This is a genomic window from Actinophytocola glycyrrhizae (assembly GCF_042653545.1).
Lineage (GTDB): Bacteria > Actinomycetota > Actinomycetes > Mycobacteriales > Pseudonocardiaceae > Actinophytocola > Actinophytocola glycyrrhizae.
In genome coordinates, this window is record NZ_JBHSIS010000025.1 from 1 (window position 1) to 24,545 (window position 24,545).

The following is a 24,545-nucleotide window of genomic DNA, read 5'->3' on the forward strand; positions in this document are numbered from 1 at the left end:
ACCTCGCTCCGCTCAGCCAGGGCACTGCCCCACGCCCTGATCACCCCCGATTTTCGAGCCAGGGCGCTGGGCGCCCTGAACGGCCCATTGACGGCACTCGTTGCGGTCGTTGCCGGGCTGCGCGCCCTGCGCCTGCCGTGCTTCGTCACGTGGTCTGTCGTTTCGTGGCTCAGCGCAGTGCCGACGCGGGGCGCAGCTCCCAGCTCGTCCACAGCGGCCGGTAACCCTGCCGGGCCCAGAACACCGAGGCCAGCGGGTTGGGCGGGTTGTAGTAGAGGAACGTGCCGGTCGCGCCGCGGCGGTGCAGTTCGTGGTGCGCGACGGCCATCAGCTCGCTGCCGACCCCGGCCCCCCGCGCCTCGCCGGTCACCGAGACGCAGTTGACGTAACCCCAGCGGCCCGGTCGCAGGCGGGTGCCGGACAGCGAGTCCGCCGTCACGTCCATGAGCCTGCAGTGCGCGAGGCCCACCGGGACACCGTCGCGTTCCGCGAGCCACATCGGGTCGCCCTGGTCGAGGTGGCGCGTCACCGTCGCGCGCTTCACCCGCTCCGCGTCCGGCCGCACGACGGCGGCGCCGACCAGCGCCGAGTACGCCAGCTCGGCCAGTTCGAGCGCGAGCACCGTCTCGAGATCCGCCGCGGTCGCGAGCCGGGTCGTCACCCCGGCCTGCGGGGCCCGCCGCACCGGCGCGCCCGCCCGGAAGCGCCGCACCGCGAGGCTCGTCAGCGGCGTGAAACCGTGCGCGAGCAGCGGTTGCGCGGCCTCCGCGTCCCGGCTCGGCCACGTGAGCAGGCACGCGGAGTCCGGCCCCGCCGCCGTGCGGGCCTGGAGCCGGGCCCACTCCCGCAGCAGCGCCGCCATACCGGCGCCGCCCGCCGCGCCGACCAGCGGGTGCATCTCCCACAGCGCCAGCGCCGACCACAGCGCGGTGGCCGAGCCCGGCTCGAACACGCTGTTGGTGAGCACACCGGCCACCCGGTCGCCCCGGGGCAGTGCCGCGGTCAGGACGTGCCCCTGCGGTGGGGGAGCCGCGGCCGGCAGCAGCGGGTCCACCTGCTCGAACCTGGTGGTCTGTGCGCCGAGCAGGGAACCGGCAACCCTCACCCGGCGCGCCGGGTGAGGAAGATCGCGGTGCCGGGGAAGAGCGCGCCACGCAGCGGGCTCCACTGGCCCCACTCCCCGGTGTGGCCGTCCGGCCACTCCGGCTCGACGAGGTCGACCAGCGTCAGCCCGGCCCAGTTCAGCGCGCGCACGAAGTCGCCGAGTGTGCGGTGGTACTCGACGTAGGTCGCGTTGCCGTCGTCGTCGACCTCGACGTACGGGGTGCGGTCGAAGTACGAGCCGGTCACCCGCAGGCCGTCCGGGCCGGGGTCGTCGGGGAAGATCCACCGCATCGGGTGAGTGACCGCGAAGACCCACGAGCCGCCGGGCCGCAGCACGCGCGCGACTTCGCGGAACGTGCCGGGCAGGTCGGCGACGAACGGCACCCCGCCGAACGCGGAGCACGCGATGTCGAACGAGGCGTCGGCGAAGGGCAGGCACTCCGCGTTGGCGCGGACCAGCGGCACGTCGATGCCGGTGGCCTCGTTCGCGGCGGCGGCGTAGCGCAGCATGCCCGTGGACAGGTCGAACGCGGTGACGTTCGCGCCCTGCCCGGCGAGCCAGCGCGCGCACGGGGCGGAACCACAGCCGACCTCGAGGACGTCGCGGCCGGCGACGTCACCGAGCAGGCGGGCGTCCTCCTCGCGCAGCGACTCGGGGCACCACACGAAGTCGGCGACGCCGAGGAAGTCGCCGTGCTCGACGTGGTAGTCGTCGGCGTCGGCGTCCCACCAGGCGCTGTTCGCGGCCACGGACTCGGCGGACCCGGCCCAGCGGCGCTCGCTGCCGACGGTCCCGAGCAGGCGCTCGGCCGTCCTTTGCGGTGGTGGCGGCCCGTTTTCGCCGTCCTGCGGCATGCTGGCGCCTGCTTCCAGCGTCGACATCAGTCCCCCTCGGTACGGCCCTCGAGTCGAAATCCCCTGGACCAGGTTTGCCCGGTCTGCGCGCGGCCGCGTAGGATACCCCTGCGCAGTGGTTTCGTGCTGCCGTCTGTTCACCACGGGAATCAGATCCGGTCGCGCGGCGTTGTCGGTGGTTGTCTCGTTTGGTTCGGGGTTCGTCGCCGACGGCACTATGCCGCTGTGCCACGACAACTGCAAATCCCATCCGCCAACTCTCAACCAAGCCGTACCGGAGCCTCCTAGCTAATGTCCACCGACACCACCATCGTCCCGGCTGACACCGCGCCGCGCCAGCAGGTCGCCATCAACGACGTCGGGACGGGTGAGGACTTCCTCGCCGCCATCGACAAGACCATCAAGTACTTCAACGATGGTGACATCGTCGAGGGCACCATCGTTAAGGTCGATCGGGACGAGGTCCTGCTCGACATCGGCTACAAGACCGAGGGGGTCATTCCCTCTCGTGAGTTGTCGATCAAGCATGACGTCGATCCCAACGAGGTCGTCAAGGTCGGTGACGAGGTCGAGGCCCTGGTTCTCCAGAAGGAGGACAAGGAGGGCCGGCTGATCCTGTCCAAGAAGCGCGCGCAGTACGAGCGCGCGTGGGGCACGATCGAGGCGCTCAAGGAGAGCGACGAGCCGGTCAAGGGCACGGTCATCGAGGTGGTCAAGGGTGGCCTGATCCTCGACATCGGTCTGCGCGGCTTCCTTCCGGCATCGCTGGTCGAGATGCGTCGTGTGCGTGACCTCCAGCCCTACGTGGGTCGTGAGCTGGAAGCCAAGATCATCGAGCTGGACAAGAACCGCAACAACGTGGTCCTGTCCCGCCGTGCGTGGCTTGAGCAGACCCAGTCCGAGGTGCGCAGCGAGTTCCTCAACCAGCTGCAGCGCGGCCAGGTCCGCAAGGGTGTCGTCTCCTCGATCGTCAACTTCGGTGCGTTCGTGGACCTCGGCGGCGTCGACGGCCTGGTGCACGTGTCCGAGCTGTCCTGGAAGCACATCGACCACCCGTCCGAGGTCGTCGAGGTGGGCCAGGAGGTCACGGTCGAGGTGCTCGACGTCGACATGGAGCGCGAGCGCGTCTCCCTGTCGCTGAAGGCCACCCAGGAAGACCCGTGGCGTCAGTTCGCCCGCACGCACGCGATCGGCCAGATCGTGCCGGGCAAGGTCACCAAGCTCGTGCCGTTCGGTGCGTTCGTCCGCGTGGACGAGGGCATCGAGGGCCTGGTCCACATCTCCGAGCTGGCCGAGCGCCACGTGGAGATCCCGGAGCAGGTCGTGCAGGTCGGCAACGACGTCATGGTCAAGGTCATCGACATCGACCTGGAGCGTCGCCGGATCTCGCTGTCCCTGAAGCAGGCGAACGAGGGCTTCACCCCGGACACCGAGTTCGACCCGACCCAGTACGGCATGGCGGCCGAGTACGACCAGGAGGGGAACTACATCTACCCCGAGGGGTTCGACCCGGACACCCAGGAGTGGCAGGAAGGCTTCGACAAGCAGCGCGAGGAGTGGGAGCGGCAGTACGCCGAGGCCCACACGCGCTACGAGCAGCACATGGCCCAGGTCAAGAAGGCGGCCGAGGCCGAGGCCGCCGCGGAGGCCGAGGGCGGCACCGAGGAAGCCGGTGGCACCGAGCGCGAGTACTCGAGCGCGGGCGCCGAGAAGCCGAAGAGCAGCGGCGGCACTCTCGCCAGCGACGAGCAGCTCGCCGCACTGCGCGAGAAGCTGTCCGGCGGCGTGTGATCTGAGCGCCTAGCCAGCTGACAAGGCCCCACCGGTCCCCGGACCGGTGGGGCCTTTCGCCTGTGTGGCGCCGGACCGTTTCGTTACCTCGGCCCCCGTTCAGGTCGCCTACCGTGGAGCGATGCGTGCGGCGCTCGTCGTTCTGGGGGCGGTGCTGGTGACCAGTGGGTGTGCCCGCACCGCGCCGCCCAGCAACAGCCCTGCCGTGCCCGTGTTCAGCAGTGCCCCCGCGAACGCGGGTGCCGAGCGCACGGTCCCCGGCACCTGCGGTGCCGTCGCCACCGTCGACGAGCTGACCCACTACCTGAACAACCTGGTCACCGGTGCCGTCCAGCCCGTCATCGGGGTGCCGCGGAGCGACATCGGGCGCACCGCCCGATCGACTGCTACTACGGGGTGCCCGCCGGGCAGCCGCCCGCGAAGGCGAAGGTCTGGATCGGGCTCGCGAGCTACGTCAACGAGGAGTCCGCCCGCAAACGGCTCACCGCCACCGTCGCCGACGAGCGGACCGCGGGGGCGACCGTGAGCGATGTCCAGGTCGGCCAGGACCGCGGGGTGCTCATCAGGAACGCCAACTGGCTGCTCGTCGCCAACCGGGGCCGGGTCACCGTCGTAGTGCAGGTCATCCCGGTGCTCGTGCGGGAGGACCACGCGGGCGCGTTGCTCGGCCAGGTGGCGGACCACGCGCTCACGAGCAGGTGACGCCGCGGCCCGGCGGACGGGCTGCCAGAATGCCAGGCATGCTGCGCGTAGGCCTCACTGGCGGGATCGGCTCCGGCAAGTCCACGGTGGCGCGGCGGCTCGCCGAACACGGCGCGGTGGTGATCGACGCCGACCGGATCGCCCGCGAGGTCGTCGAGCCCGGCACCGACGGGCTCGCCGAGATCCGGCAGGCCTTCGGCGACGACGTGGTCAGCGACGGCGCGCTGGACCGGGCCAGACTCGCGCAACGGGTGTTCACCGACGAGACGGCCCGCACCACCCTCAACGGCATCGTCCACCCGCGCATCGGCGCGCGGACCGCCGAGCTGATGGCCGCGGCGTCCCAGGACGCGATCGTCGTCCACGACGTGCCGCTGCTCGTGGAGAACCACCTCGGTCCCGCCTACCACCTGGTCCTGGTGGTCGACGCGCCGGAGGAGGAGCGGGTGCACCGCGTCGTCCGCGACCGCGGCATGGCCGAGCAGGACGCCCGCGCCCGCATCAGGGCACAGGCCACCGAGGAGGCGCGGCGCGCGGCCGCCGACGTCTGGCTCGACAACGGCGGCAGCCGCGACGAGGTGCTGGCCGTCGTCGACGCGCTGTGGGCCGACCGCCTCGTCCGCTACGAGGCCAACATCCGCCTCGGTCGCCGCGCGAAGTACGGCACCCCGCGCCTGGTCGAGCCCGACCCGGCCTGGCCCGCCCAGGCGGCGCGGCTGCGGGAACGCATCGCGATGGCGGCGGGCGGCCTGGCCGGCCGCATCGACCACATCGGGTCCACGTCGGTGCCGGGGCTGCCCGCCAAGGACGTCATCGACCTGCAGGTCACCGTCGCCTCCCTTGCCGACGCCGACGCGATGGGTGACGGGCTCGCCGCGGCCGGCTTCCCGAAGCTGCCGGGGGTCGACCACGACAACCCGAAGCCCTACGCCCCGGACGTGGCGCAGTGGCGCAAACGCTTCCATGCCGCCGCCGACCCCGGCAGGCTCGCGAACGTCCACATCCGCGTCGAGGGCAGCCCGGGGTGGCGGTATGCGCTGCTGCTCCCGGACTGGCTGCGCGCCAACCCCGCCGAGCGCGACGACTACCTGGCCACGAAGAGGGAACTGGCGGCGCGCTACACCGCCGACGACGACACGGCCAACTACTCCGAGGCCAAGGAGGCGTGGTTCGACGCGGCGGGCCCGCGCGCGGAGGAGTGGGCGCGCCGTACCGGCTGGCAGGCCGGCTAGCCGCCGCGGGTGTGCATCTCCAGGTGCGGGTCGTTCTTCAGCGCGGTCAACGGGATGAACGGCGTCCGGTCCCGCTGCGCGAACCGGTCCACCGCGCCGCGGTCCGTGCGCGCCGTCCACGCGTCGGTGATGATCTTCGAAAGCTCGGTCTTCGACGCGCCTTCGCGCAGCGGGTCGCGCAGGTTCACGCCGTCCATCGCGTACAGGCACAGGTACCACAGCCCGTCCGCGGTCAGCCTGCTCCGGTCGCACGTCGCGCAGAACGGCTTCGTCGTCGACGACACGATGCCGAACGTGGTCCCGTCAGGCAGCTCGAACCGGTCCGCAGGGGCGGCGTCGTGGTTGCGCAGCGGCGTGATCGGCCCGTAGTGCGCGGTCAGCCGCTTGAGCATCTCCGCGCGTGACAGCACCAGTTCCGGCGACCAGGAGGTGGCCCCGCCGACGTCCATGTACTCGATGAACCGCACCTCGGCCGGCACGGTCCTGCCGAACTCGATCAGGTCGACCAGTTCGTCGTCGTTGATGCCGTTCAGCGCCACGGTGTCGATCTTGGTGTCGGTGAACCCGGCGGGTGCGACCGACGCGATGCCCTTCAGCACCGAGGGGTGCGTCGCGCGCTGCGACAGTGTCTTGGACCGGTCGGCGCGCAGCGTGTCGAGGCTGACGGTGATCCGGTTCAGCCCGGCCTTCTTCAGCTCCTCGACGTGCCCGGCCAGCAGCACCCCGTTGGTGGTCATCGCGAGGTCGCGCAGCGGCTTGGCCGAGAGCATCGACACCAGCGCCGCGACGTCGCGGCGCAGCAGCGGCTCGCCGCCGGTCAGCCGCACCTTGTCCACGCCGAGATCCATGAACACGTCGACCAGTGTCGAGATCTCCTCGAACGTCAGCAGGTCGCGCCGGGGCAGCCAGGTGTACTCGGCTTCCGGCATGCAGTACCGGCATCGCAGGTTGCACCTGTCGGTCACGGAGATCCGCAGGTTGCGCAGCGGGCGACGGTAGGTGTCGAGCACCATCCCCGCGTCGTCACGTTCGGCCACGCGCCCCAATCTATAGCCCTTTCCGCAGTTACGCCATAATGGTGATAGTTATTATTTATTGCGCGATTCGCCGCTATTCTGAAAATGCGCGCATTCAGCGCTCCGCGGTCAGATAGCCGCGGGAGAACGCGGTGGCCACGGCGGCCGCCCGGTCGTTGACGCCCAGCTTGGCATACACGTGGAGCAGGTGCGTCTTCACGGTTGCTTCACTGATGAACAGCTGTTTCGCCGCTTCCCGGTTCGTCGAGCCCCGCGCGATGAGCTCGAGCACCTCCAGCTCCCGCTGAGAGAGCGATTCGGACACGGGCTGGCGCATCTGCCCCATCAGCCGGGTCGCGACCGAGGGGGACAGCACCGCCTGGCCGCGTGCCGCCGCCTCCACCGCGCGGAAAAGCTCGTCGCGTGGCGCGTCCTTCAGCAGGTAGCCGGTGGCGCCCGCCTCGATCGCGGGCAGGACGTCACTGTCCGTGTCGTAGGTGGTCAGCACCAGCACCCTGGACGGCACCCCTCGCTTCGCCAGCTCCTTGATCGCGGTGACGCCGTCGGTGCGCGGCATCCGCAGGTCCATCAGGATGACGTCCGGCCGCAGCTCCTCGGCCGCCGCGATGGCCTCCGCGCCGTCCCCGGCCTCGGCCAGCACCTCGAACCGGGGGTCGGCGGAGAACATGCCCCGCAGCCCGTCCCGCACGACGGGGTGGTCGTCGACGATGAGCAGCGAGATCACTCCGCACCCCCGGCCGGGATCGCGGGCACCGAAGCCGAGATCGCGGTCCCGCCGCCTGGCTCGGACTCGATGGCGAGCCTGCCCGCCAGCCGCTGCACCCGCTGCCGCATGCCGGCCAGTCCGAAGCCGCCGGTCGTGGAACCGTTCACGCGCTTGGCGTTCGGCTCGAAGCCGATGCCGTCGTCCCGCACGTCGAGGGTCACCAGGTCCTCCATGTAGGACAGTGTCAGGCCGACGCGGCTGGCTCGCGCGTGCTTCGCCACGTTCGCGAGCGCCTCCTGCGCGGTCCGCAGCAGCGTCACCTCGACGTCGGCGTGCATCGGCCGCGCGTCGCCGGTGGTGGTCAGCACCACGTCGATGTTGTTGGTCTCCGACCAGCGCCTGGTCACGTCGCTGATCGCGTCCGGAAGCCGGGCGTCGGCGAGCACCGAAGGCTCGACCGCGTGCACCGTCCTGCGTGCCTCGGTGAGGGTCTCCCGCGCCAGGTTCATCGCCGCCGTGACGTGCCTGCGCCAGGCGTCCGGCACCTGCTCAGCGGCCTGCAGCTGGGCGAGGATGCCCGCCAGCCCCTGTGCGAGTGTGTCGTGGATCTCCCGCGCCATGCGCTGCCGCTCGTCGAGCACCCCCGCCTCGCGGGCCTGCACCAGCAGCTGTGCGTGCAGCCCCGCGTTCTCCTCCAGCGCCGCCTCGAGCTTGAGGTTGGCCTCGTGCAGCTCGGCGAGTGCCTGCTTCTGCTTGTGGTTGCGCTGGTCGGTCATGTCACCGAAGTAGGAGAACGCCCCGGCCAGCGTCATGGTGATCAAGCTGATGCCCGCCCATGCCCACCACGAGTCGGCGGTGATGTTCGACACCCCGCCGATGTAGGACGCCGCCGCGATCGGCGCGGTCGCGGCGACACCGACGTAACGCCAGCGGCCTTTCAGGTAGAGGAACGCGTGGATGTAGCCGACGAAGGTGAAGAAGCCGAACAAGGGGGAGAGCGTCACCAGGCCGGCGGCCAGCAGGAGGAACCCCGTGTAGTACAGACCCATCAGGGCGTTGTTCCGCTGCCACTCCGGGCGGAACGTGTGGAACAGGAGCAGCCAGAGGACGGCCACGGCGGTGAGGCCGAGCGCGACCGGGTAGTTCACCCTCGGCAGGCCCACGATCGGCTGCAGCATCGCGAACAGGACGCTGACCGCGAGAAGGCAGTACGGGAGGACGGTGAGGACCGTGTTCTCCCTGCGTTCCCAACGGTCGAACTCCGCGCGCAGCTCGGCCTCGATGCTCAACGATCACTCCCAGCGGAAGTACCGCGCGGCCAGCCCGCCCGCGACGATGATCCAGCCGGCCATCACGGCCAGGTGCAGCAGCGCGGGCCAGTGACCCGCGGTGGCGTCCTGCAATGATTGCACGCCCGCGCCGAGCGGGGTGAAGTCGCTGATCCGCCGCAGCACCTCGGGCATGGTCTCGCGCGGTGCCCACAGCCCGGCGAAGAACATCACCGGGAAGAACAGCAACGTCCCGATGGAGCTCGCGCCCTTGCCGCTCGGTGCCACCGCCGCGATCAGCAGTCCCAGCGCCAGCATCGACATCGCGCTCAGGAGGTAGCCGAGCAGGTAGGCGCCGACCTGGCGGGGCAGGGCCACGTCGAACGCGACGCGGCCGATGGCCTGGAGCACCAGCATCACCGCCACGGACGCGGCGGTGCACATCAGCAGCTGCGCGCCGAGCATCCACCCGGGCTTCACCGGCGTCGTGCGCATGCGGCGCAGGACGCCCTGCTCGCGGTAGGAGGCGAGCATCTGCGGCAGCCCGCTCAGCGCGGTCATGGCGACGGCCAACGCGATGACGATCGGCACGTACAGGTCGATCACCCGCAGTCCGCCGATGTCGGCGTTCGGCTCCCGGAACGACGGGATGGCGCCGAAGATGACCAGCAGGATCGGTGGGAACGCCAGCATGAAGAACACCGCGAGCGGTTCCCGGAAGAACAGCTTGGTCTCGGTCAGTGTGAGACGGGACAGGGCGGACACGATGGCTCCTCAGTTGTCGATCTTGCGGCCGGTGAGCGCGACGAACGCGTCGTCCAGCGAGGTCTGCTCGACCCGCAGGTCGGCGGCGACGACCTTGTTGCGGGCGAGGGTGGTGGTCACGGCGAGCAGCAGGTCACCGGTGCCGGTGACGACGAGCTGGCCGCCGGTCCGCTCGACGCCCATGACCTCGGGCAGCGCGGTGAGCAGCGCGTGGTCGATCGGTGCTGACGGGCGGAACCGGATGCGTTGCCGGTCGTCGACGGCGGACACCAGCCCGGCAGGCGAGTCGACCGCGACGACCTTGCCGGCGTCGATCACGGCGAGCCGGTCGCAGAGCCGTTCCGCCTCCTCCATGAAGTGCGTGACCAGCAGGATCGTGACGCCGCGGGCGCGGATGTCCTCGATCAGGTCCCACGCGTCGCGGCGGGCCTGCGGGTCGAGGCCGGTGGTGAGCTCGTCGAGCACCGCCACCTTGGGGTTGCCGATCAGTGCCAGCGCTATCGACAGCCGCTGCTTCTGGCCGCCGGACAGCCGCCGGAACTGGGTGCCGACCTTGTCGGCGAGGTGGAGGGTGTCGATGAGCCTGCGCCAGTCGGCCGGATCGCGGTAGAAGGAGCTGTACAGCTCCATCGCCTCACCGACCTGGAGTTTGTCGGGCAGTTGACTTTCCTGCAGCTGTGCGCCGAGCAGGTGGCGCAGTTCGGCCTCGTCGCGCCGCGGGTCCAGCCCGTACACCCGGATCGTGCCGCTGTCCGGCGAGCGCAACCCCTCGATGCACTCGACGGTCGTGGTCTTGCCCGCCCCGTTGGGACCCAGGATGCCGAAGATCTCGCCCTCTTCGACGGCGAAGCTGACGCCGTCGACGGCGGTGGTGTCGCCGTAGCGCTTGACGAGGTTGTCGACCTCGATGATTGCCATGCGGCAAGAGTGCCGTGACCAGGGGTTTCCCCGGATCGACCGCGCGGCTGCCGATGCGGCGGCTGAGGTTGGTCAACCGATCAACCGATCGGTTGACCCCCGATCAGTAGGGCGGCCAGACGTCGAAGATGTGCTTGTGTGCCAGCCACGCGGACAGGTCGTGCCGGAACTGGCTGAACTCCTCGAGCACCCGGTGCACCGTGCAGAGCGCGAGGTCGGCGTCGCCGACGAGCAGGACCCGGCCCGCGACCGCGGCGGCGAACTCCTCGGAGCGGACGATCCTGGCCCGCTGTCCTGCCGGCGCCTCCAGCCCGAGCAGCAGGTCGGTGGTCCGCCAGTACCGGCCGTCGCTGGTGGCGCGGACCGCGGTGAGCACGCTCGGCCCGGCCTTGGCGTGGCGGGAACGCGGCCGCTGGCAGGTGAGCCGGAGGTTGAGCGTGGGCATCAGCCACGTCACCTCGGAGTCGTGGAACGGGTCCTCCGGCGTCGGGCACTCGGTGCGCAGGCCCCAGCGTTCCACCTGGCACGTCCGCAGATGTCGGGTCGTGCCCGACGAGTACGTGCGCGCCGCGGTGAAGGTGTCGACGACGTCGACAAGCTGGGGGGTGATCGCCGTGCCCACGCGTCGAAGGGTAGCCGTCAGCATGCGGTCAGTGATCCATGGGTTTGATTCGTTATGTCACGTCTCGTGCGCGGAGAGATACCGATCCGGTGAACCTATCACCCGGAAGCGAAGTAACGATTGACCGAGAGTGCATCTCTCGCTAGTCGTCATCACCCCAGGTCAGCGGCAGGTCCAACCATGCCTCGACGTCGTAGCCCACGGCCGCGATGCCATCGACCACGGAGAAGGACCGTTCGAACGCGCGTTGGACGGTCACCCGGTCGAGGAACCCGACGGTGTGCGCCTCGAGGAGCTCGTCGGTGTCGAGCACGCGGAGGTCCTTGTGGTCGAACACGAGGATGTCCAGGTACAGGTCGGTGGTGCGCCAGACCGGTCCCTTCTCGATGTCGACGATGTCGATGTAGACGTCGTGGTCGAGGCGGATCCCGGGGTGCCCGACCCAGCGGCTGACCCGCAGCCCGTGTTCGGGGAGCAGCCACGAGCGGAAGTAGGCGATGTCGGGGTGCCCGTCGAGCGGTCGCGCCATGTACAGCCCGAACTCGGTGGTCTCGTACCTGTCCACCGCCCGCACGAACCCCTTGGGGTCGGTGTTGGTCATCGCGGCGACGTCGAACAGTTCGATCTTGGGCGGGTGCAGGTCGGTCACGGGACCAGATTGCCAGGCCCGTCCCGCGGTTTCGCGGGCGACTGTGGCCGAAGTGGTCATGCGGTGATCACCGGCTCGTTAGCCTCGCGGCGTGTTCGGGATCATCAGACCTTGCCGCCACCGGCTTTCCTCCTCGCTGCGCACCTCGTGGTGGGCGCACCTGTGCGGGCTCTGCCTCGCGCTCCGCGACGAGCACGGGCAGCTCGCCCGTGCCGCCACCAACTACGACGGGCTGATCATCTCGGCACTGGTCGACGCGCAGGCGCAGGAGGGGGAACCGAGGCGCGTCGCCGGGCCGTGCCCGCTGCGGGGCATGCGGTCTGCCGAGGTCTCGGTCGGCGCGGGCGCCCGGCTGGCCGCCGCGGCGTCGCTGGTGCTGGCCTCGGCGAAGGTGCGCGACCACGTCGACGACCGGGACGGGACCCTCGGCAGGCGGCCCGTCGCGGGTGCCGCGCGGCTGGTGGCGTCGCGGTGGGCGCGCCAGGGCGGCAGGTCGGGGGACGGGGTCGGCTTCGACACCGGCGTGTTGCTCGAGGCCGTCGACAGGCAGACGTCCGTCGAGACCGCGGCGGGGCCGGGTGACCTGCTGCTGGTCACGGAGCCGACGGAGACCGCGGCGGCGGAGGCGTGTGCCCATACCGCTGTGCTGGCGGGCCGCCAGGACAACGTGGTGCCACTGCGGGAGGTCGGCAGGCTGTTCGGCCGCGTGGTGCACCTCGTGGACGCGGTCGAGGACCTCGATGAGGACACCGGGTCGGGCGCGTGGAATCCGCTGACCGCCACCGGGACGTCGATCGAGGAGGCCAGACGGCTGTGCGACGACGCGGTGCTCGGGGTGCGGCTGGCGCTCGCGGACGTGTCGTTGCGTGACGGCGGGCTGGTGCACGCGCTGCTGGTGCACGAGCTGGAGCAGGCGGTGATCCGCGCGTTCGGGCACCGGCGCGGGCACGGCGACGTGCACGACGGCAAGGGCGGCGGGCTGTGGCTGCCGAGGTTCCGGGTGCCGCCGCGCAGGCGGGGCGCGATCGAGGGCTGCGGGATCTCGCTGTGGCAGTGCTGCACCTGCCAGTACTGCTGCCGCGACCCGTGGCCGGGCCCGTGGTCGGGCGAACCGCACGGCACGTGCGGCGGCTGCGACGGTTGTGACTGCTGTGGCGGCAAGGGCGACGGCTGCGACTGCTGTGGCTGCGACTGCGGCTGAAAACCGCCGCTGACCTGGGCGAACGAAAACTGTCGGTGCTGCGGCGTAGCCTGTTTCCGTGGCAATCGTGACTGCTAGCTCCGAGTTCCGGCCCATCGGCGACATCCCCCGCACCGAGGGGCGCTTCCGCATGGTCGCCGACTACGAGCCTGCCGGTGACCAGCCCGCGGCGATCGACGATCTGGAGCGCCGGATCACGGCGGGGGAGAAGGACATCGTCCTGCTCGGCGCCACCGGCACCGGCAAGTCGGCGACCACCGCGTGGCTGATCGAACGGCTGCAACGGCCGACACTGCTGATCGCGCCGAACAAGACCCTGGCCGCGCAGCTGGCCAACGAGCTGCGCGAGTTCTTCCCGGACAACGCGGTCGAGTACTTCGTCAGCTACTACGACTACTACCAGCCGGAGGCGTACGTCCCGCAGACGGACACCTACATCGAGAAGGACTCGTCGATCAACGAGGACGTCGAGCGGCTGCGGCACTCGGCCACGTGGAGCCTGCTGTCGCGGCGGGACGTGATCGTGGTCGCGTCGGTGTCCTGCATCTACGGCCTCGGCAGCCCGCAGGAGTACCTCGACCGGACGATCGCACTGGCCGTCGGTGAGGAGATCGACCGCGACACGCTGCTGCGTGCGCTGGTCGACGTCCAGTACACCCGCAACGACGTGTCGTTCACCCGCGGCACGTTCCGCGTCCGCGGCGACACGCTGGAGATCATCCCGGCGTACGAGGAGCTCGCGGTCCGCATCGAGTTCTTCGGCGACGAGGTCGAGGCGCTGTATTACCTGCACCCGCTGACGGGTGACATCGTCAAGCAGGTCGACACGGTCCGCATCTCCCCGGCGACGCACTACGTCGCGGGCCCGGAGCGCATGGAACGCGCGATCAAGGGCATCGAGGAGGAGCTGGAGCAGCAGCTCGCCAAGATGGAGAAGGCGGGCAAGCTGCTGGAGGCGCAGCGGCTGCGCATGCGCACCGCCTACGACATCGAGATGATGCGCCAGGTCGGCTTCTGCTCCGGCATCGAGAACTACTCGCGGCACATCGACTGGCGCGCCGCGGGCACCGCACCCGCGACGCTGCTCGACTACTTCCCAGAGGACTACCTGCTGGTCATCGACGAGTCGCACGTGACGGTGCCGCAGGTCGGCGGCATGTACGAAGGCGACATGTCCCGCAAGCGCACCCTGGTGGAGCACGGTTTCCGCCTGCCGAGCGCCATGGACAACCGCCCGCTCACATGGGAGGAGTTCCAGGACCGCATCGGTCAGACGGTGTACCTGTCGGCGACGCCGGGCCCGTACGAGATGGGTCAGGCGGGCGGCGAGTTCGTCGAGCAGGTCATCCGCCCCACCGGCCTGATCGACCCCGAGGTGATCGTCAAGCCGACGGAGGGCCAGATCGACGACCTGGTCCACGAGATCCGCGTCCGAGCCGAACGCGACGAACGCGTCCTGGTCACGACGCTGACGAAGAAGATGTCCGAGGACCTCACCGACTACCTGCTCGAGCTGGGCATCCGGGTCCGCTACCTGCACTCCGAGGTGGACACCCTCCGCCGGGTGGAGCTGCTCCGCCAACTGCGGCTCGGCGAGTTCGACGTGCTGGTGGGCATCAACCTGCTGCGCGAGGGCCTGGACCTCCCGGAGGTCTCGCTGGTCTCCATCCTGGACGCGGACAAGGAGGGCTTCCTCCGGTCCGGCACCAGCCTGATCCAGACCATCGGCCGCGCGGCCCGCAACGTGTCGGGCCAGGTCCACATGTACGCGGACCGCGTCACCGACTCGATGCGGCACGCCATCGACGAGACGAACCGCAGGCGCGCCAAGCAGATCGCGTACAACGAGGAACGGGGCCTCGACCCGCAGCCACTGCGCAAGAAGATCGCCGACATCCTCGACCGCGTCTACACGGAAGCGTCGGAAGCGGAGGAGGTCCCGATCGGCGGCTCTGGCCGCAACGCCTCCCGGGGCCGTCGCGCGGCGGGCGAGCCGGGTGGCCGTTCTTCGGGTGTGTACGTGAAGGAGAACGTCGGCTCGATGGCGCGGTCCGAGCTGGCCGACCTCGTGCAGCAGCTGACGGACCAGATGATGAACGCGGCACGGGACCTGCAGTTCGAGCTGGCCGCCCGGTTGCGCGACGAGATCGCGGACCTGAAGAAGGAGCTGCGTGGGATGGACGCCGCGGGCGTGAAGTGAGACGTTTGCCTGCTCGTGTGCTGCGTCCGTCGTGAGACCGGGCGGGGACGACGCACCGTTGAGTTCGTGGGCAAGGCCCGCTGCGCGGGCGCCGTCGGGCACCACACAACGTGCGTGCAGGACCGCGATTTGTTACCTATAGTGCGGTGGCCAGTTCGGCCAGGCTGTTGAACTCGGAGTTCGGTCATGGCTGCTCCTTTCACCTGACCAGCGCGCCCGGCATCGACGACGAGTAGCGCTGGGGTTTCGCGTCCCGGGCCAGGTTGGTTTCCCTCACGGTGACCGGGACCTGGCCCAGCAGGCTGTGGATCGCCGACGCAACACCGTCGGCCGGGCCGTGCACGTCGATCGTCACCCGGCCGGCGGCGTCCTGTGTCAGTTGCCACGCCACGAGGTCCAGTGAGGACAGCACGTGGGTCAGCTCGATCGAGTTGACCCACCTGCCGGTCGCGGATCGGTAGCGGACCGGGTCCCTGCCTTCCAGGTCCACCAGCACCGGGCGGCCGTCCACCTCGGACAGGGTGGCGTGGTCGCCGGTGCGGTAACGCAGCAGGGGGAGCAGTGGGTTCTCGCCGCACGTCACGGTGATCTCGCCGCGTTCGCCCGGGGGGCACGGGTCGCCGGTCGGGGACAGGATCTCCACGTGCAGCCTTCTCGGCAGCAGGCGGTGCGGGCCGTTGTCCGGGCGCCACGCCACCAGGCCCGCCTCCGTGATCCCGTACAGGTCCACCACCGGGCAGCCGAAGCGCTCCGACAGCTCCGACCGCAGACCCGAACCCAGTGCCATCGCGCCGCTCAACACCGCCACCGGCCGATCGGCCAGTGGGGTCGCTTACCCGGCGTTCGCGGATCGCGCTGTCGGTGCCCGTGACCACGCGGGGCCGTTGGCCGCCGTTGAGCATGCCTGGTCCCGCGGTCTGCGTTAGAACAGGGTGGTGACCCGGTCCTTGGCGCCCGTGCTCGTGGTCGCTGCCGCGTTCGTGTCCGGCGGTGCGGCCGTCCTCGGGTTCTCCGCGCTGGACGACGTCCTGGTCCAGGTGCTGGTGGCGGTCGCGGTGGCCGCGGCCGGGGCCGGGGTCGCGCTGCTGCCGGCCGCCGACGGGGTCACCAGGGCGGCAGGCACGGCCCAGGTCGCGGTCGCCGCCGGGCTTCTCGGGGGCACGGCCGACACCGACCCGGTGCGCTACGGGCTGCCCGCGTTGGTGCTGCTCGCGCTCGCCGCCACCGGGCCGCGGCTCTGGGTCTCCGGCGCGGGCGTGCTGATCGCCCTCGCGCTTCCGGACAGCCTGGTACTGGCGGCGGCGCTCACCCTCGTAGTGGTGTTCGCGCCGGAACGGGCCTGGTGGGGTGACCTCGCCGGTGCCGCGGCCGGCGTCGCCGTCCTGGCGCAACCGTCGGTCGCGGCGGCCGCGATCGCGGCGGTGCTGCTCATGACCGCCGCGGTGCGGCGCGACCTCGTCACCGGGTTGCTCGCCGCCGCGGTCCTCGCCGTGCCCGAGCCCGCGCACGTGTGGCCGCTCGCCGCGGTCGTCGTCGTGGCGCTGGTCGCCATCCGGGTGCCGGGGGTCCGTGCCGCCGTCACCCGCCTGCCCGCACTGCGCGGCACCCGGTCGGCGCACGCCGCCGCCGGAGCCGCCGCCGTCGCCGCGAGCGGGCTCGTCGCGATCGCCCTCCAGTTGCCGTCCGGGCTGTTCGCGCTCGCCGCCGTGCTGCTCGCGGGCGCGCTCGGGCACTGGCTGCCCGTACCCGCCGGGCCCGCGCTCGCCGTCGTCGCGTTGGTCGGCCTGGGCGTCGCGAAGCCCTTCGGCGCACTCGCCCTCCTCGTCGCGCTCGCGGCCGTGCCGCTCCTGCGCAGGCACCCGACGCCGCCGGTGTTCGCGGCGGCCGCCTTCCTCGCGTTGCGTGTCCTGCCGCTGGACCCGCTCGTGGCGGTCCTGCTCACCGGCGCGGTGGCCGCGGTGCTCGCGTTCGGCGCGAAGACCGCCCCAGCCGGTCAGGCCGTGGGGGCGGTGGTGCTCGGCGCGGTGGCGTGGGGCCCGCTCGCGGACGTCCGGCCAGAGGCCGTGGTGCTCGTACTGGTGCTGGTGCTCGGGGTGTCCATCGGGTGGCGGCCCTCGGCGCCGCTCGCGGTCACCGCCGCGCTCGCCGGGTACGTCGCCGTGACGGTCGCCGCGTCGCTCACCACGGCCGACCTCGCGGTGGCGTCGGCGCTGGCCGTGGCGGCTGGCGCACTCGCCGTCGCGGCCTTCTTCACCGCGCGCCGCCACGCCCCGGGTGGCAGCCTCGCCCAGCGGGCATGACCATTCGGCTCGGGCAGGTCCTGACCGGGGCCTCGGGGGCCCGGGTGCCGGTGGTGGTCAGGAACGCAGGTCGGGGAAGTCCTCCTCGCGGTACTCGCCAGCCACCCGCGCGTCCGGGTCGGCGTGGACCTCGTGCTCGCGGCCCCGCAGTTCGACGCGACGGATCTTGCCGGAGATCGTCTTCGGCAGGTCGGTGAACTCCAGCCGGCGGATCCGCTTGTAGGGCGCCAGGTTCTCGCGCGCGAACGAGAGGATCGAGCGGGCCGTGTCGGCGTCGGGGGAGTGGCCGGCGGCCAGCACCACGTACGCCTTCGGCACCGCGAGCCGGATCGGGTCCGGCGACGGGACCACCGCCGCCTCGGCCACCGCGTCGTGCTCGATCAGCACGCTCTCCAGCTCGAACGGGGAGATGCGGTAGTCGGACGCCTTGAACACGTCGTCCGCACGGCCGACGTAGGTGATGTAGCCGTCCGCGTCGCGGGAACCCACGTCCCCGGTGTGGTAGAAGCCGTCGCGCATCGCCTCGGCCGTGCGCTCCTCGTCGTCCGCGTAGCCGCTCATCAGGCCGACCGGCCGCCGCGAGAGGTCGATGCAGATCTCGCCCTCGTCGGTCGGCACCCCGGACGCGCCCACCAGCGCGATGCCGAAGCCCGGCAGCGCGCGGCCCATCGAGCCGGGCTTCACCGGCTGGCCCGGTGTGTTCGCGACCTGCACCGAGGTCTCCGTCTGCCCGAACCCGTCGCGGATGGTCACCCCCCACGACTTGCCGACCTGCTCGATCACCTCGGGGTTGAGCGGCTCGCCCGCGCCGACCACCTTCCTCGGCGGCGTCTTCAGCACGGTCAGGTCGGCCTGGATCAGCATCCGCCACACCGTCGGCGGCGCGCAGAACGACGTGACACCGCAGCGGTCCATGACGTTCATCAGCCCGACCGCGTCGAAGCGGGTGTAGTTGTGGATGAAGACCGTGGCCTCGGCGATCCACGGCGCGAACACGTTGCTCCACGCGTGCTTGGCCCAGCCGGGCGAGGAGATGTTGAGGTGCACGTCGCCCGGCTCGAGGCCGATCCAGTACATCGTGGACAGGTGGCCGACCGGGTAGGACACGTGCGTGTGCCGCACCAGCTTCGGTCGCGCCGTGGTGCCCGAGGTGAAGTACAGCAGCAGTGTGTCGCCGGCCCCGGTGACCCCGTCCGGCGTGAAGTCGGGCGAGTGGCCCTCCGCGTCGGCGAAGTCCAGCCACCCGTCGACCGGCTCGCCCACCGCGATACGGGTGTACTGCCCTGGCACGTCCGCGAACTTCTCCGTGTCGGCCGCCCGCACCACCACGTGCGCGGCCCGGCCACGGTCCACCCGGTCCCGCAGGTCCGCGGCGCCGAGCAGTGTCGACGCCGGGATCAGCACCGCGCCGAGCTTCATGGCGGCAAGGATCGTGAGCCACAGCTCGCCCTGGTTGCCGAGCATGAGGATGAGCCGGTCACCGCGCCGCACCCCGTTGGCGCGCAACCAGTTCGCCACCTGGTTCGACTTGCGGGAGACGTCCGCGAACGTCCACTTCAGCTCGCTGCCGTCCTCCTCGACGATCCACAGCGCGAGTCTCGACGCGGTCGGTTCCGTCGCGGCCACCGCGTCGAACCAGTCGATGGCCCAGTTGAACTCGCTCAGGTCGGGCCATTCGAACTCCGCGCTCGCGCGCAGGTAGTCCGTCCGGTGTTCCAGCAGAAAGTCCCGTGCCGCACGGAACGTCTCGGTGGCTGCGCTGCTCACCCTCGGTGCCCTCCTACTTCCCGTTGAACTTCGGAGCCCGCCGCTCGACGAAGGCGGCGACCGCCTCACCGAGATCCTCACTGGGCAGGAACGCCGCGTTCCACGCGGCCACGTACCGCAGACCGTCGGCCACCTCGGCCTCCCGCTTGTGGCCGAGCACGTCCTTCACCCCCTGCACCACGAGCGGCGGGTTCGCCGCGATGTCGGTCGCCAGCTCCCGCGCCGCGGCCAGCACCGCGGCCTGGTCCGGGTACACGTCGTTGACCAGGTTGATCTTCTCGGCGCGGGCCGCGTCGATGTCCCTGCCGGTGTAGGCGAGCTCACGCAGGTGCCCCTCGCCGACGATGCCCGACAGCCGCTGGAGACTGCCGAGGTCGGCGACGATCGCGACCTTGACCTCGCGGACGCTGAACTTCGCGTCGGCACTCGCCAACCGGATGTCGGCGGCCGCGATCACGTCCACCCCGCCGCCGATGCACCACCCGCTGACCGCCGCGATCACCGGCTTGCGGCACTCGGCGATCGCCGTCACGGCCCGCTGCAGCGCCCGGACCTCGTCGAGGAAGCCGGCCCTCGGCTTCGCGAGCGACTTGTCGGCGAGCATCGGCCCCCAGCTGCCGGACATGGCGGGCAGGTCCAGGCCGTAGGAGAAGTTGCGGCCACTGCCGGTGAGCACGACCGCCCGCACGGCCTCGTCCCGGTCCAGCTCGCCGAAGACCAGCGGCAGCTCCCGCCAGAAGTCGGGTCCCATCGCGTTGCCCTTGCCGGGCCCGAGCAGCGTCACCTCGGCGACACCGTCGGCGATGTCGACCTCGAGCGATACCAGGTTGTCGGTCATGCGGCCCCTCACCCGTCCAGTCGGCCTGATTCGTACCCGCAGTATGTCCTACCGGTACACAGAGTTCGCCCGATCGTGTCGGCGGGGGTTTGGCAGTCTGGGTCGGCCTGGGCGCTACCGTCCGGTCCAGGCGGATCTTCACGTTAAGGAGGGCGCGCATGACACGGGAGACCGTGATGTCGACGCCGATCTTCGACCAACTGCTGCGCGAGATGGCACAGCGGGCGGAGCCGCGTGCCACCCCGCAGGACCAGCCGCCCGCCGCGGAGGAACAGCAGCAGACCGCCCCGACGAGACGCCGCCACCGCGCGGACTGACCCGTCCGGCCCGCTTCCCGGGCGGACGTCGTGTCCCGGAAGACGCAGGGACGCTCAACACCCAGAAAGCGTCCTCGAGGACATCTTCGTGAATCCGCCCTCGACCAGCGCGAGCCTGCCGCTTCGAGGTGCCACTGTGGTGTGTGTCACGGCGCCTAAGTCAGCCGGGCGGCCGATCTGAGGCTATGCCCGATGTGCCTGCTCTCCCGGACCGGGAGTATTGCCCGCGACGGGCAGGGAGCGCGACATGATCGCCAGAACGGTGTACGGGTATCCGTTGCAGGACAGCGAACAGGACTGGCCGCCGCTGCCGGAGCAGGAGCTCCGGCCGCTGCACCGGGCGGTCCTGGCCGCACTCGGCGGGCTCGACGGGCAGCGGCTGCTGGACGTCGGCTGCGGGGTCGGGCTGTTCCTGTGTGCCGCCGAGCAGCGGGGCGCGCTGGTCGCGGGCACGGACACCGCCTTCGAGCGGCTGGAGATCGCTCGATGGGCGCTCCCGGACGCCGACCTGCGGGCCGGCGGGCTCGTCGAACCGGGGGACGTGCTGCCGTTCGACGACAGCACGTTCGACGTGGTGGCGATGGGAGCCCTCGCGCACAACGGGACGGACCGCGAGACCGTGCTGACCGAGCTGGTGCGGGTGGTCCGGCCCGGTGGCCGGGTCGCGGTCGGCGGCTGGGTCCGGCCGCCCGGCGGCTGGGCCGAGACCTTCGCGGGCCACCTGCGCGGGCTCGGCCTCCTCGGCCCGGCCCCCGGCACCGACACCGGCACTGGCACCGGCACTGACACCGGCGATGGCCTCGACGGCGCGCTGCGCGCCGCCGGGCTCGTCGTCCTGCGCGGCGGCGAGGTGGGCCGCCGGGCCACGTACGCGAGCGTCGGCGCGGCATGGACCGCCATGCTCGGCAGCGAGCCGATCCTGCGGGCGATCCGGCTGGCGGGGGAGAAACCCGTGCGCGCGGCCTTCACCGACTCCGTTGCAGGAGCCGTTCGCCCGGACGGCGTCGTGTGCCTGCCGAAGTCGTTCCGCTATGTAGTCGCCGTGGCGCCGATGTCCACCATGTGGGCGTTTGATAACGAACTGGATAACGAATCGCGGGCCAGAGGCGAAAGACCCGGCGGGAGGGACTGATCAACCACAGGCAGCGAGGACATGGCTGAGAACGGCAAGACCAGCACGGCAGCACCGCTTCCCACCGCACAGGGCCGCGTCGTGTGGTGCCAGGGGCACGCGCTCGTCCGCGAGGACGCGCGCTGGGTGGGAGTCGACGACAAGGGGCGGCCTCGGTCGTTCACCGACGCGGACGTGCACCGCAGGGGCTGGAGCCTGACCCGCATGGCTCGCTGACCGGCGAATACGCTGCGGGGCATGGCTTCTGTGCCCGAAGAGCTACCGGACCGGTGGCTCACCATCCCGAACCTGCTCAGCGTGATCCGCCTGGCGCTGGTTCCCGTGTTCCTGTGGCTGCTGCTGGGCCCGCAGGCCGACGGCTGGGCACTGGCCGTGCTGGTCTACAGCGGCGTGTCCGACTGGGCCGACGGCAAGCTCGCCCGCTGGCTCAACCAGGCCAGCAGGCTCGGCGCGATCCTCGACCCCGCCGCCGACCGGCTGTACACGCTGGCCACGGTAGTCGCGTTCGTGCTGCGCGACATCATCCCGTTGTGGTTCGCGCTGGTCCTGGTCGGCCGCGACCTCGTCGTCGGCGTGTGCATCTGGGTGCTCAAGCGCAACGGTTTCGGCCCGCCGGAGGTCACCTACATCGGCAAGGCCGCCACGTTCAACCTCATGTACGCGATGCCGCTGCTGCTGATCGCGCAGGGCGGTTCCGACTTCGCCACGATCGTCCGGCCGGCCGCCTACGCGTTCATCGTGTGGGGCAGCGCGTTGTTCGTCTGGTCCGGCGTGCTCTACCTGGTGCAGACACGCATGGCACTGCGCTCACCACTGCCGGCCCGGCCCATCTAAGCTTCGGCCAAACACCAAGCCTCGCGGAGGAAGTTCAGTGACGCCGGAAAACCTCAAGTACACAGAAGAGCACGAGTGGCTCGCCGTCACCGAGGGCAGCACCGTGCGCGTCGGCATCACCGACTACGCCCAGGACCAGCTTGGTGACGTGGTGTTCGTCGAACTGCCCAAGGTGGGGGAGAAGGTCGAGGCCGGTGCGCCGCTCGGCGAGGTCGAGTCCACCAAGAGCGTCTCGGAGATCTTCGCGCCCGTTTCCGGCGAGGTGACCGCGGTCAACAACGCGCTCGACGAGTCGCCGGAACTGATCAACTCCGCCCCGTACGGTGATGGCTGGATCGTCGAGATCGCCGCCGCCGACGTCGCCGTGCTCGACGACCTGATGGACGCCGCCGCCTACCAGGAACTCACCGACAAGTAGGCCCAGGGGAGTCACCGGATCACGCGCTGATCGCGCACGGTAGGTTGACTGAGGACATGAAGCACCAGCAGGAGGAGAGCTCAGGTGAGCACCAACGACGGGCCCGGCGTGCCGCCGGAGCAGTCGCCGGAGCGGACTTCCGTCTTCCGGGCCGACTTCCTCGAGACCGAGGGAACCGAGACGCCAGCCCCGGAGCCTTCCGTCGCCGGTGTCGACGCTCTACCGGCGGGTTCCGCTCTCCTGGTCGTCAAACGCGGGCCGAACGCGGGGTCCCGCTTCCTGCTCGACCGCGACACCACGAGCGCGGGGCGGCACCCGGACAGTGACATCTTCCTCGACGACGTCACGGTCTCCCGCAGGCACGCCGAGTTCCGGCGTGAGGGCGGCGAGTTCGTGGTGATCGACGTCGGCAGCCTCAACGGCACCTACGTGAACCGGGAGCCGGTGGACCAGGCCGTCCTCGCGGGCGGCGACGAGGTACAGATCGGCAAGTTCCGCCTCGTGTTCCTCACCGGCGCCAACGCGTCCTAGGACTCAGCGGAGGTCAGACGTGACGGCAGCCGGTCGACCGGCTGGCGACCGGCTGAGCATCGGTGCGGTGCTCGGCAGGCTGCGCGAGGAGTTCCCGGACGTCACCATCTCGAAGATCCGGTTCCTGGAGGCGGAAGGGCTGGTACAGCCGGCCCGCACCGCCTCCGGGTACCGGCAGTTCACGACCGCGGACGTGGACCGGTTGCGTTTCGTGCTGGCCGCGCAGCGCGACCACTACCTGCCGCTCAAGGTCATCAAGGAACAGTTGGACGCCGCGGAGTCGGCAGAGCCGCCGCGTGTCCTGTCGGCGGTGTCAGGGGACGGACTGCCCGCCGTTGAGGACTTCGCCGAGCAGTCGCGGCGCCGGATGACCCGCGAGGAACTGCTCACCACCGCGGGCATCGACTCGGCCACGCTGGGCGAGCTGGAGCAGTACGGGCTGGTCAGACCTGGCGCGGCGGGTCTGTACGACAGCGAGGCGGCGCAGGTCGCCTCGGTCGTCCGGGCACTGGCCGACTTCGGCGTCGAACCCCGTCATCTGCGGGGTTTCCGCGCTGCGGCCGACCGGGAGGTCGGGCTCGTCGAGCAGATCGTGGCACCCATGCGCCGCAAGGAGAACGACAAAGCGGACAAAGCGGTCCGTGAGCTGGCCGCGCTCTCCGTGGGCCTGCACACGTTGCTCGTCAAGGCGGGTTTGCGGAGCATCGCCGGGAAGTAAGCTGAAGACCAGCTCGTTGGCACGATATGGCATCGGCACTGGATCGTCTCCGGATTGCACAAGCGTCGAAACCGGATGGCGGGTAGCGTCGGGGTCGTCGATAAGCGATGCTCGAAGATGTGGTGCACATCCTCGCTGAGCCAGTCGGAGGGAGGCGAACCCGATGAGCGAGATGCGAGTCGTGGGCGTGCGGGTGGAGCTACCCGCCAATCAACCGATCTTGCTGCTGCGCGAAACCGAAGGCGAGCGATACCTCCCGATCTGGATCGGCTCGGTGGAGGCGACGGCCATCGCACTCGAGCAGCAGGGTGTGCGGCCTGCTCGGCCTCTCACGCACGACCTGCTCAAGGACGTGATCGGGGCGTTGGGCCGGGAGCTCGAGCAGGTGCGGATCACCGACCTGCGAGAGGGCACGTTCTTCGCGGAGCTCGTCTTCGACGGCGACATCCGGGTGTCGGCGCGGCCGAGTGACTCGGTGGCGCTCGCGCTGCGGGTCGGGGTGCCGATCCACGCGGAGGATTCCGTGCTCCAGGAGGCCGGGCTGATCATCCCGGACGAGCAGGAGGACGAGGTCGAGAAGTTCCGCGAGTTCCTCGACAGCGTCTCGCCGGAGGACTTCCGCGGCGCGGACACCTGACGG

27 protein-coding genes are annotated in these 24,545 nt (G+C 70.7%); 14 read left to right on the forward strand and 13 right to left on the reverse strand.

Annotation, left to right across the window (positions count from 1 at the left end; translation table 11 throughout):
* Positions 1-169: 169 nt before the first annotated feature.
* Complete coding sequence (locus tag ACFPCV_RS36095) at positions 170-1,105, reverse strand: GNAT family N-acetyltransferase (protein ID WP_378061742.1); 936 nt, start codon at positions 1,103-1,105, stop codon at positions 170-172.
* Entirely contained in the window at positions 1,102-1,959 is an 858-nt protein-coding gene (locus tag ACFPCV_RS36100) for a class I SAM-dependent methyltransferase (RefSeq protein ID WP_378061929.1), read from the reverse strand. The genes ACFPCV_RS36095 and ACFPCV_RS36100 overlap by 4 nt, the downstream gene beginning before the upstream one ends.
* Before the next feature lie 291 nt (positions 1,960-2,250).
* Between ACFPCV_RS36100 and rpsA the strand changes: the two genes are divergently transcribed.
* Positions 2,251-3,750 (forward strand): 30S ribosomal protein S1, encoded by a 1,500-nt coding sequence (rpsA, locus tag ACFPCV_RS36105; RefSeq protein WP_378061744.1) that lies wholly within the window; start codon positions 2,251-2,253, stop codon positions 3,748-3,750.
* A 108-nt stretch (positions 3,751-3,858) separates the two neighbouring features.
* Here rpsA and ACFPCV_RS36110 read toward each other — a convergent pair whose 3' ends face one another.
* Complete coding sequence (locus ACFPCV_RS36110) at positions 3,859-4,032, reverse strand: hypothetical protein (RefSeq protein ID WP_378061745.1); 174 nt, start codon at positions 4,030-4,032, stop codon at positions 3,859-3,861.
* 114 nt (positions 4,033-4,146) lie between these two features.
* Here ACFPCV_RS36110 and ACFPCV_RS36115 point away from each other — a divergent pair, with 114 nt between their 5' ends.
* Both ACFPCV_RS36115 and coaE read left to right on the forward strand, forming a co-directional pair.
* The gene (locus tag ACFPCV_RS36115; RefSeq protein ID WP_378061747.1) at positions 4,147-4,452 is read left to right on the forward strand and encodes a hypothetical protein; all 306 of its coding nucleotides are present in this window, start codon (positions 4,147-4,149) and stop codon (positions 4,450-4,452) included.
* 38 nt (positions 4,453-4,490) lie between these two features.
* Complete coding sequence (gene coaE, locus ACFPCV_RS36120; RefSeq protein ID WP_378061748.1) at positions 4,491-5,684, forward strand: dephospho-CoA kinase; 1,194 nt, start codon at positions 4,491-4,493, stop codon at positions 5,682-5,684.
* Here coaE and moaA read toward each other — a convergent pair.
* The 7 genes from moaA to ACFPCV_RS36155 form a co-directional block, all read right to left on the reverse strand.
* Positions 5,681-6,721, reverse strand: a complete 1,041-nt coding sequence (gene moaA / locus ACFPCV_RS36125; RefSeq protein WP_378061749.1) for a GTP 3',8-cyclase MoaA — start codon at positions 6,719-6,721, stop codon at positions 5,681-5,683. The two genes, coaE and moaA, sit on opposite strands and share 4 nt — an antisense overlap.
* A gap of 94 nt (positions 6,722-6,815) precedes the next feature.
* Complete coding sequence (locus ACFPCV_RS36130; protein ID WP_378061751.1) at positions 6,816-7,445, reverse strand: response regulator; 630 nt, start codon at positions 7,443-7,445, stop codon at positions 6,816-6,818.
* Complete coding sequence (locus tag ACFPCV_RS36135; RefSeq protein WP_378061752.1) at positions 7,442-8,716, reverse strand: sensor histidine kinase; 1,275 nt, start codon at positions 8,714-8,716, stop codon at positions 7,442-7,444. The genes ACFPCV_RS36130 and ACFPCV_RS36135 overlap by 4 nt, the downstream gene beginning before the upstream one ends.
* A gap of 3 nt (positions 8,717-8,719) precedes the next feature.
* Entirely contained in the window at positions 8,720-9,460 is a 741-nt protein-coding gene (locus ACFPCV_RS36140; protein WP_378061753.1) for an ABC transporter permease, read from the reverse strand.
* A gap of 9 nt (positions 9,461-9,469) precedes the next feature.
* Positions 9,470-10,378: an ABC transporter ATP-binding protein gene (locus tag ACFPCV_RS36145; protein WP_378061755.1), complete on the reverse strand. Its 909-nt coding sequence runs from the start codon at positions 10,376-10,378 to the stop codon at positions 9,470-9,472.
* 103 nt (positions 10,379-10,481) lie between these two features.
* A complete protein-coding gene (locus tag ACFPCV_RS36150) occupies positions 10,482-11,000 on the reverse strand; it encodes a ribonuclease FAU-1 family protein (protein ID WP_378061757.1) in 519 nt (172 codons plus the stop codon).
* Between the two features lie 142 nt (positions 11,001-11,142).
* Positions 11,143-11,649, reverse strand: coding sequence for a ribonuclease FAU-1 family protein (locus tag ACFPCV_RS36155; RefSeq protein WP_378061758.1), 507 nt, complete (start codon positions 11,647-11,649; stop codon positions 11,143-11,145).
* A 91-nt stretch (positions 11,650-11,740) separates the two neighbouring features.
* On the opposite strand from ACFPCV_RS36155, the gene ACFPCV_RS36160 reads away from it, so the two are divergent.
* Together ACFPCV_RS36160 and uvrB are read left to right on the forward strand one after the other, a co-directional pair.
* Positions 11,741-12,850, forward strand: a complete 1,110-nt coding sequence (locus ACFPCV_RS36160) for a DUF5685 family protein (protein ID WP_378061760.1) — start codon at positions 11,741-11,743, stop codon at positions 12,848-12,850.
* Positions 12,851-12,908: 58 nt separating this feature from the next.
* A complete protein-coding gene (gene uvrB / locus ACFPCV_RS36165; protein ID WP_378061761.1) occupies positions 12,909-15,050 on the forward strand; it encodes an excinuclease ABC subunit UvrB in 2,142 nt (713 codons plus the stop codon).
* 199 nt (positions 15,051-15,249) lie between these two features.
* On the opposite strand, the gene ACFPCV_RS36170 is transcribed toward uvrB, so the two are convergent.
* The gene (locus tag ACFPCV_RS36170; RefSeq protein WP_378061762.1) at positions 15,250-15,858 is read right to left on the reverse strand and encodes an AMP-binding protein; all 609 of its coding nucleotides are present in this window, start codon (positions 15,856-15,858) and stop codon (positions 15,250-15,252) included.
* 127 nt (positions 15,859-15,985) lie between these two features.
* On the opposite strand from ACFPCV_RS36170, the gene ACFPCV_RS36175 reads away from it, so the two are divergent.
* On the forward strand, positions 15,986-17,350 hold the full coding sequence (locus tag ACFPCV_RS36175; RefSeq protein WP_378061763.1) for a hypothetical protein: 1,365 nt from the start codon (positions 15,986-15,988) through the stop codon (positions 17,348-17,350).
* A 57-nt stretch (positions 17,351-17,407) separates the two neighbouring features.
* On the opposite strand, the gene ACFPCV_RS36180 is transcribed toward ACFPCV_RS36175, so the two are convergent.
* On the reverse strand, positions 17,408-19,117 hold the full coding sequence (locus tag ACFPCV_RS36180; RefSeq protein WP_378061765.1) for an AMP-binding protein: 1,710 nt from the start codon (positions 19,115-19,117) through the stop codon (positions 17,408-17,410).
* 13 nt (positions 19,118-19,130) lie between these two features.
* Complete coding sequence (locus ACFPCV_RS36185) at positions 19,131-19,955, reverse strand: crotonase/enoyl-CoA hydratase family protein (RefSeq protein WP_378061766.1); 825 nt, start codon at positions 19,953-19,955, stop codon at positions 19,131-19,133.
* Positions 19,956-20,113: 158 nt separating this feature from the next.
* Here ACFPCV_RS36185 and ACFPCV_RS36190 point away from each other — a divergent pair, with 158 nt between their 5' ends.
* The 8 genes from ACFPCV_RS36190 (at position 20,114) to ACFPCV_RS36225 (ending at position 24,542) form a co-directional block, all read left to right on the forward strand.
* A complete protein-coding gene (locus tag ACFPCV_RS36190) occupies positions 20,114-20,272 on the forward strand; it encodes a hypothetical protein (protein ID WP_378061767.1) in 159 nt (52 codons plus the stop codon).
* 247 nt (positions 20,273-20,519) lie between these two features.
* Complete coding sequence (locus ACFPCV_RS36195; RefSeq protein ID WP_378061768.1) at positions 20,520-21,404, forward strand: class I SAM-dependent methyltransferase; 885 nt, start codon at positions 20,520-20,522, stop codon at positions 21,402-21,404.
* Between the two features lie 21 nt (positions 21,405-21,425).
* The gene (locus ACFPCV_RS36200; protein WP_378061769.1) at positions 21,426-21,620 is read left to right on the forward strand and encodes a hypothetical protein; all 195 of its coding nucleotides are present in this window, start codon (positions 21,426-21,428) and stop codon (positions 21,618-21,620) included.
* Positions 21,621-21,641: 21 nt separating this feature from the next.
* Complete coding sequence (locus tag ACFPCV_RS36205; protein ID WP_378061771.1) at positions 21,642-22,238, forward strand: CDP-alcohol phosphatidyltransferase family protein; 597 nt, start codon at positions 21,642-21,644, stop codon at positions 22,236-22,238.
* 37 nt (positions 22,239-22,275) lie between these two features.
* The gene (gcvH, locus tag ACFPCV_RS36210) at positions 22,276-22,656 is read left to right on the forward strand and encodes a glycine cleavage system protein GcvH (protein ID WP_378061772.1); all 381 of its coding nucleotides are present in this window, start codon (positions 22,276-22,278) and stop codon (positions 22,654-22,656) included.
* A gap of 84 nt (positions 22,657-22,740) precedes the next feature.
* Positions 22,741-23,187: a glycogen accumulation regulator GarA gene (gene garA, locus ACFPCV_RS36215; protein WP_378061773.1), complete on the forward strand. Its 447-nt coding sequence runs from the start codon at positions 22,741-22,743 to the stop codon at positions 23,185-23,187.
* A gap of 19 nt (positions 23,188-23,206) precedes the next feature.
* Positions 23,207-23,905 (forward strand): transcriptional regulator FtsR, encoded by a 699-nt coding sequence (ftsR, locus tag ACFPCV_RS36220; RefSeq protein WP_378061775.1) that lies wholly within the window; start codon positions 23,207-23,209, stop codon positions 23,903-23,905.
* A 163-nt stretch (positions 23,906-24,068) separates the two neighbouring features.
* A complete protein-coding gene (locus ACFPCV_RS36225; protein ID WP_133907224.1) occupies positions 24,069-24,542 on the forward strand; it encodes a bifunctional nuclease family protein in 474 nt (157 codons plus the stop codon).
* Positions 24,543-24,545 lie beyond the last annotated feature (3 nt).

What these genes read in the sequence shown, in the direction of transcription:
- rpsA (WP_378061744.1), top strand. Translation starts at nt 2,251, where the DNA reads ATGTCCACCGACACCACCATCGTCCCGGCTGACACCGCGCCGCGCCAG.
- ACFPCV_RS36185 (WP_378061766.1), bottom strand. Translation starts at nt 19,955, where the DNA reads ATGACCGACAACCTGGTATCGCTCGAGGTCGACATCGCCGACGGTGTC.
- coaE (WP_378061748.1), top strand. Translation starts at nt 4,491, where the DNA reads ATGCTGCGCGTAGGCCTCACTGGCGGGATCGGCTCCGGCAAGTCCACG.
- ACFPCV_RS36190 (WP_378061767.1), top strand. Translation starts at nt 20,114, where the DNA reads ATGACACGGGAGACCGTGATGTCGACGCCGATCTTCGACCAACTGCTG.
- ACFPCV_RS36195 (WP_378061768.1), top strand. Translation starts at nt 20,520, where the DNA reads ATGATCGCCAGAACGGTGTACGGGTATCCGTTGCAGGACAGCGAACAG.
- ACFPCV_RS36205 (WP_378061771.1), top strand. Translation starts at nt 21,642, where the DNA reads ATGGCTTCTGTGCCCGAAGAGCTACCGGACCGGTGGCTCACCATCCCG.
- ACFPCV_RS36145 (WP_378061755.1), bottom strand. Translation starts at nt 10,378, where the DNA reads ATGGCAATCATCGAGGTCGACAACCTCGTCAAGCGCTACGGCGACACC.
- ACFPCV_RS36225 (WP_133907224.1), top strand. Translation starts at nt 24,069, where the DNA reads ATGAGCGAGATGCGAGTCGTGGGCGTGCGGGTGGAGCTACCCGCCAAT.
- ACFPCV_RS36200 (WP_378061769.1), top strand. Translation starts at nt 21,426, where the DNA reads ATGGCTGAGAACGGCAAGACCAGCACGGCAGCACCGCTTCCCACCGCA.
- ACFPCV_RS36100 (WP_378061929.1), bottom strand. Translation starts at nt 1,959, where the DNA reads ATGCCGCAGGACGGCGAAAACGGGCCGCCACCACCGCAAAGGACGGCC.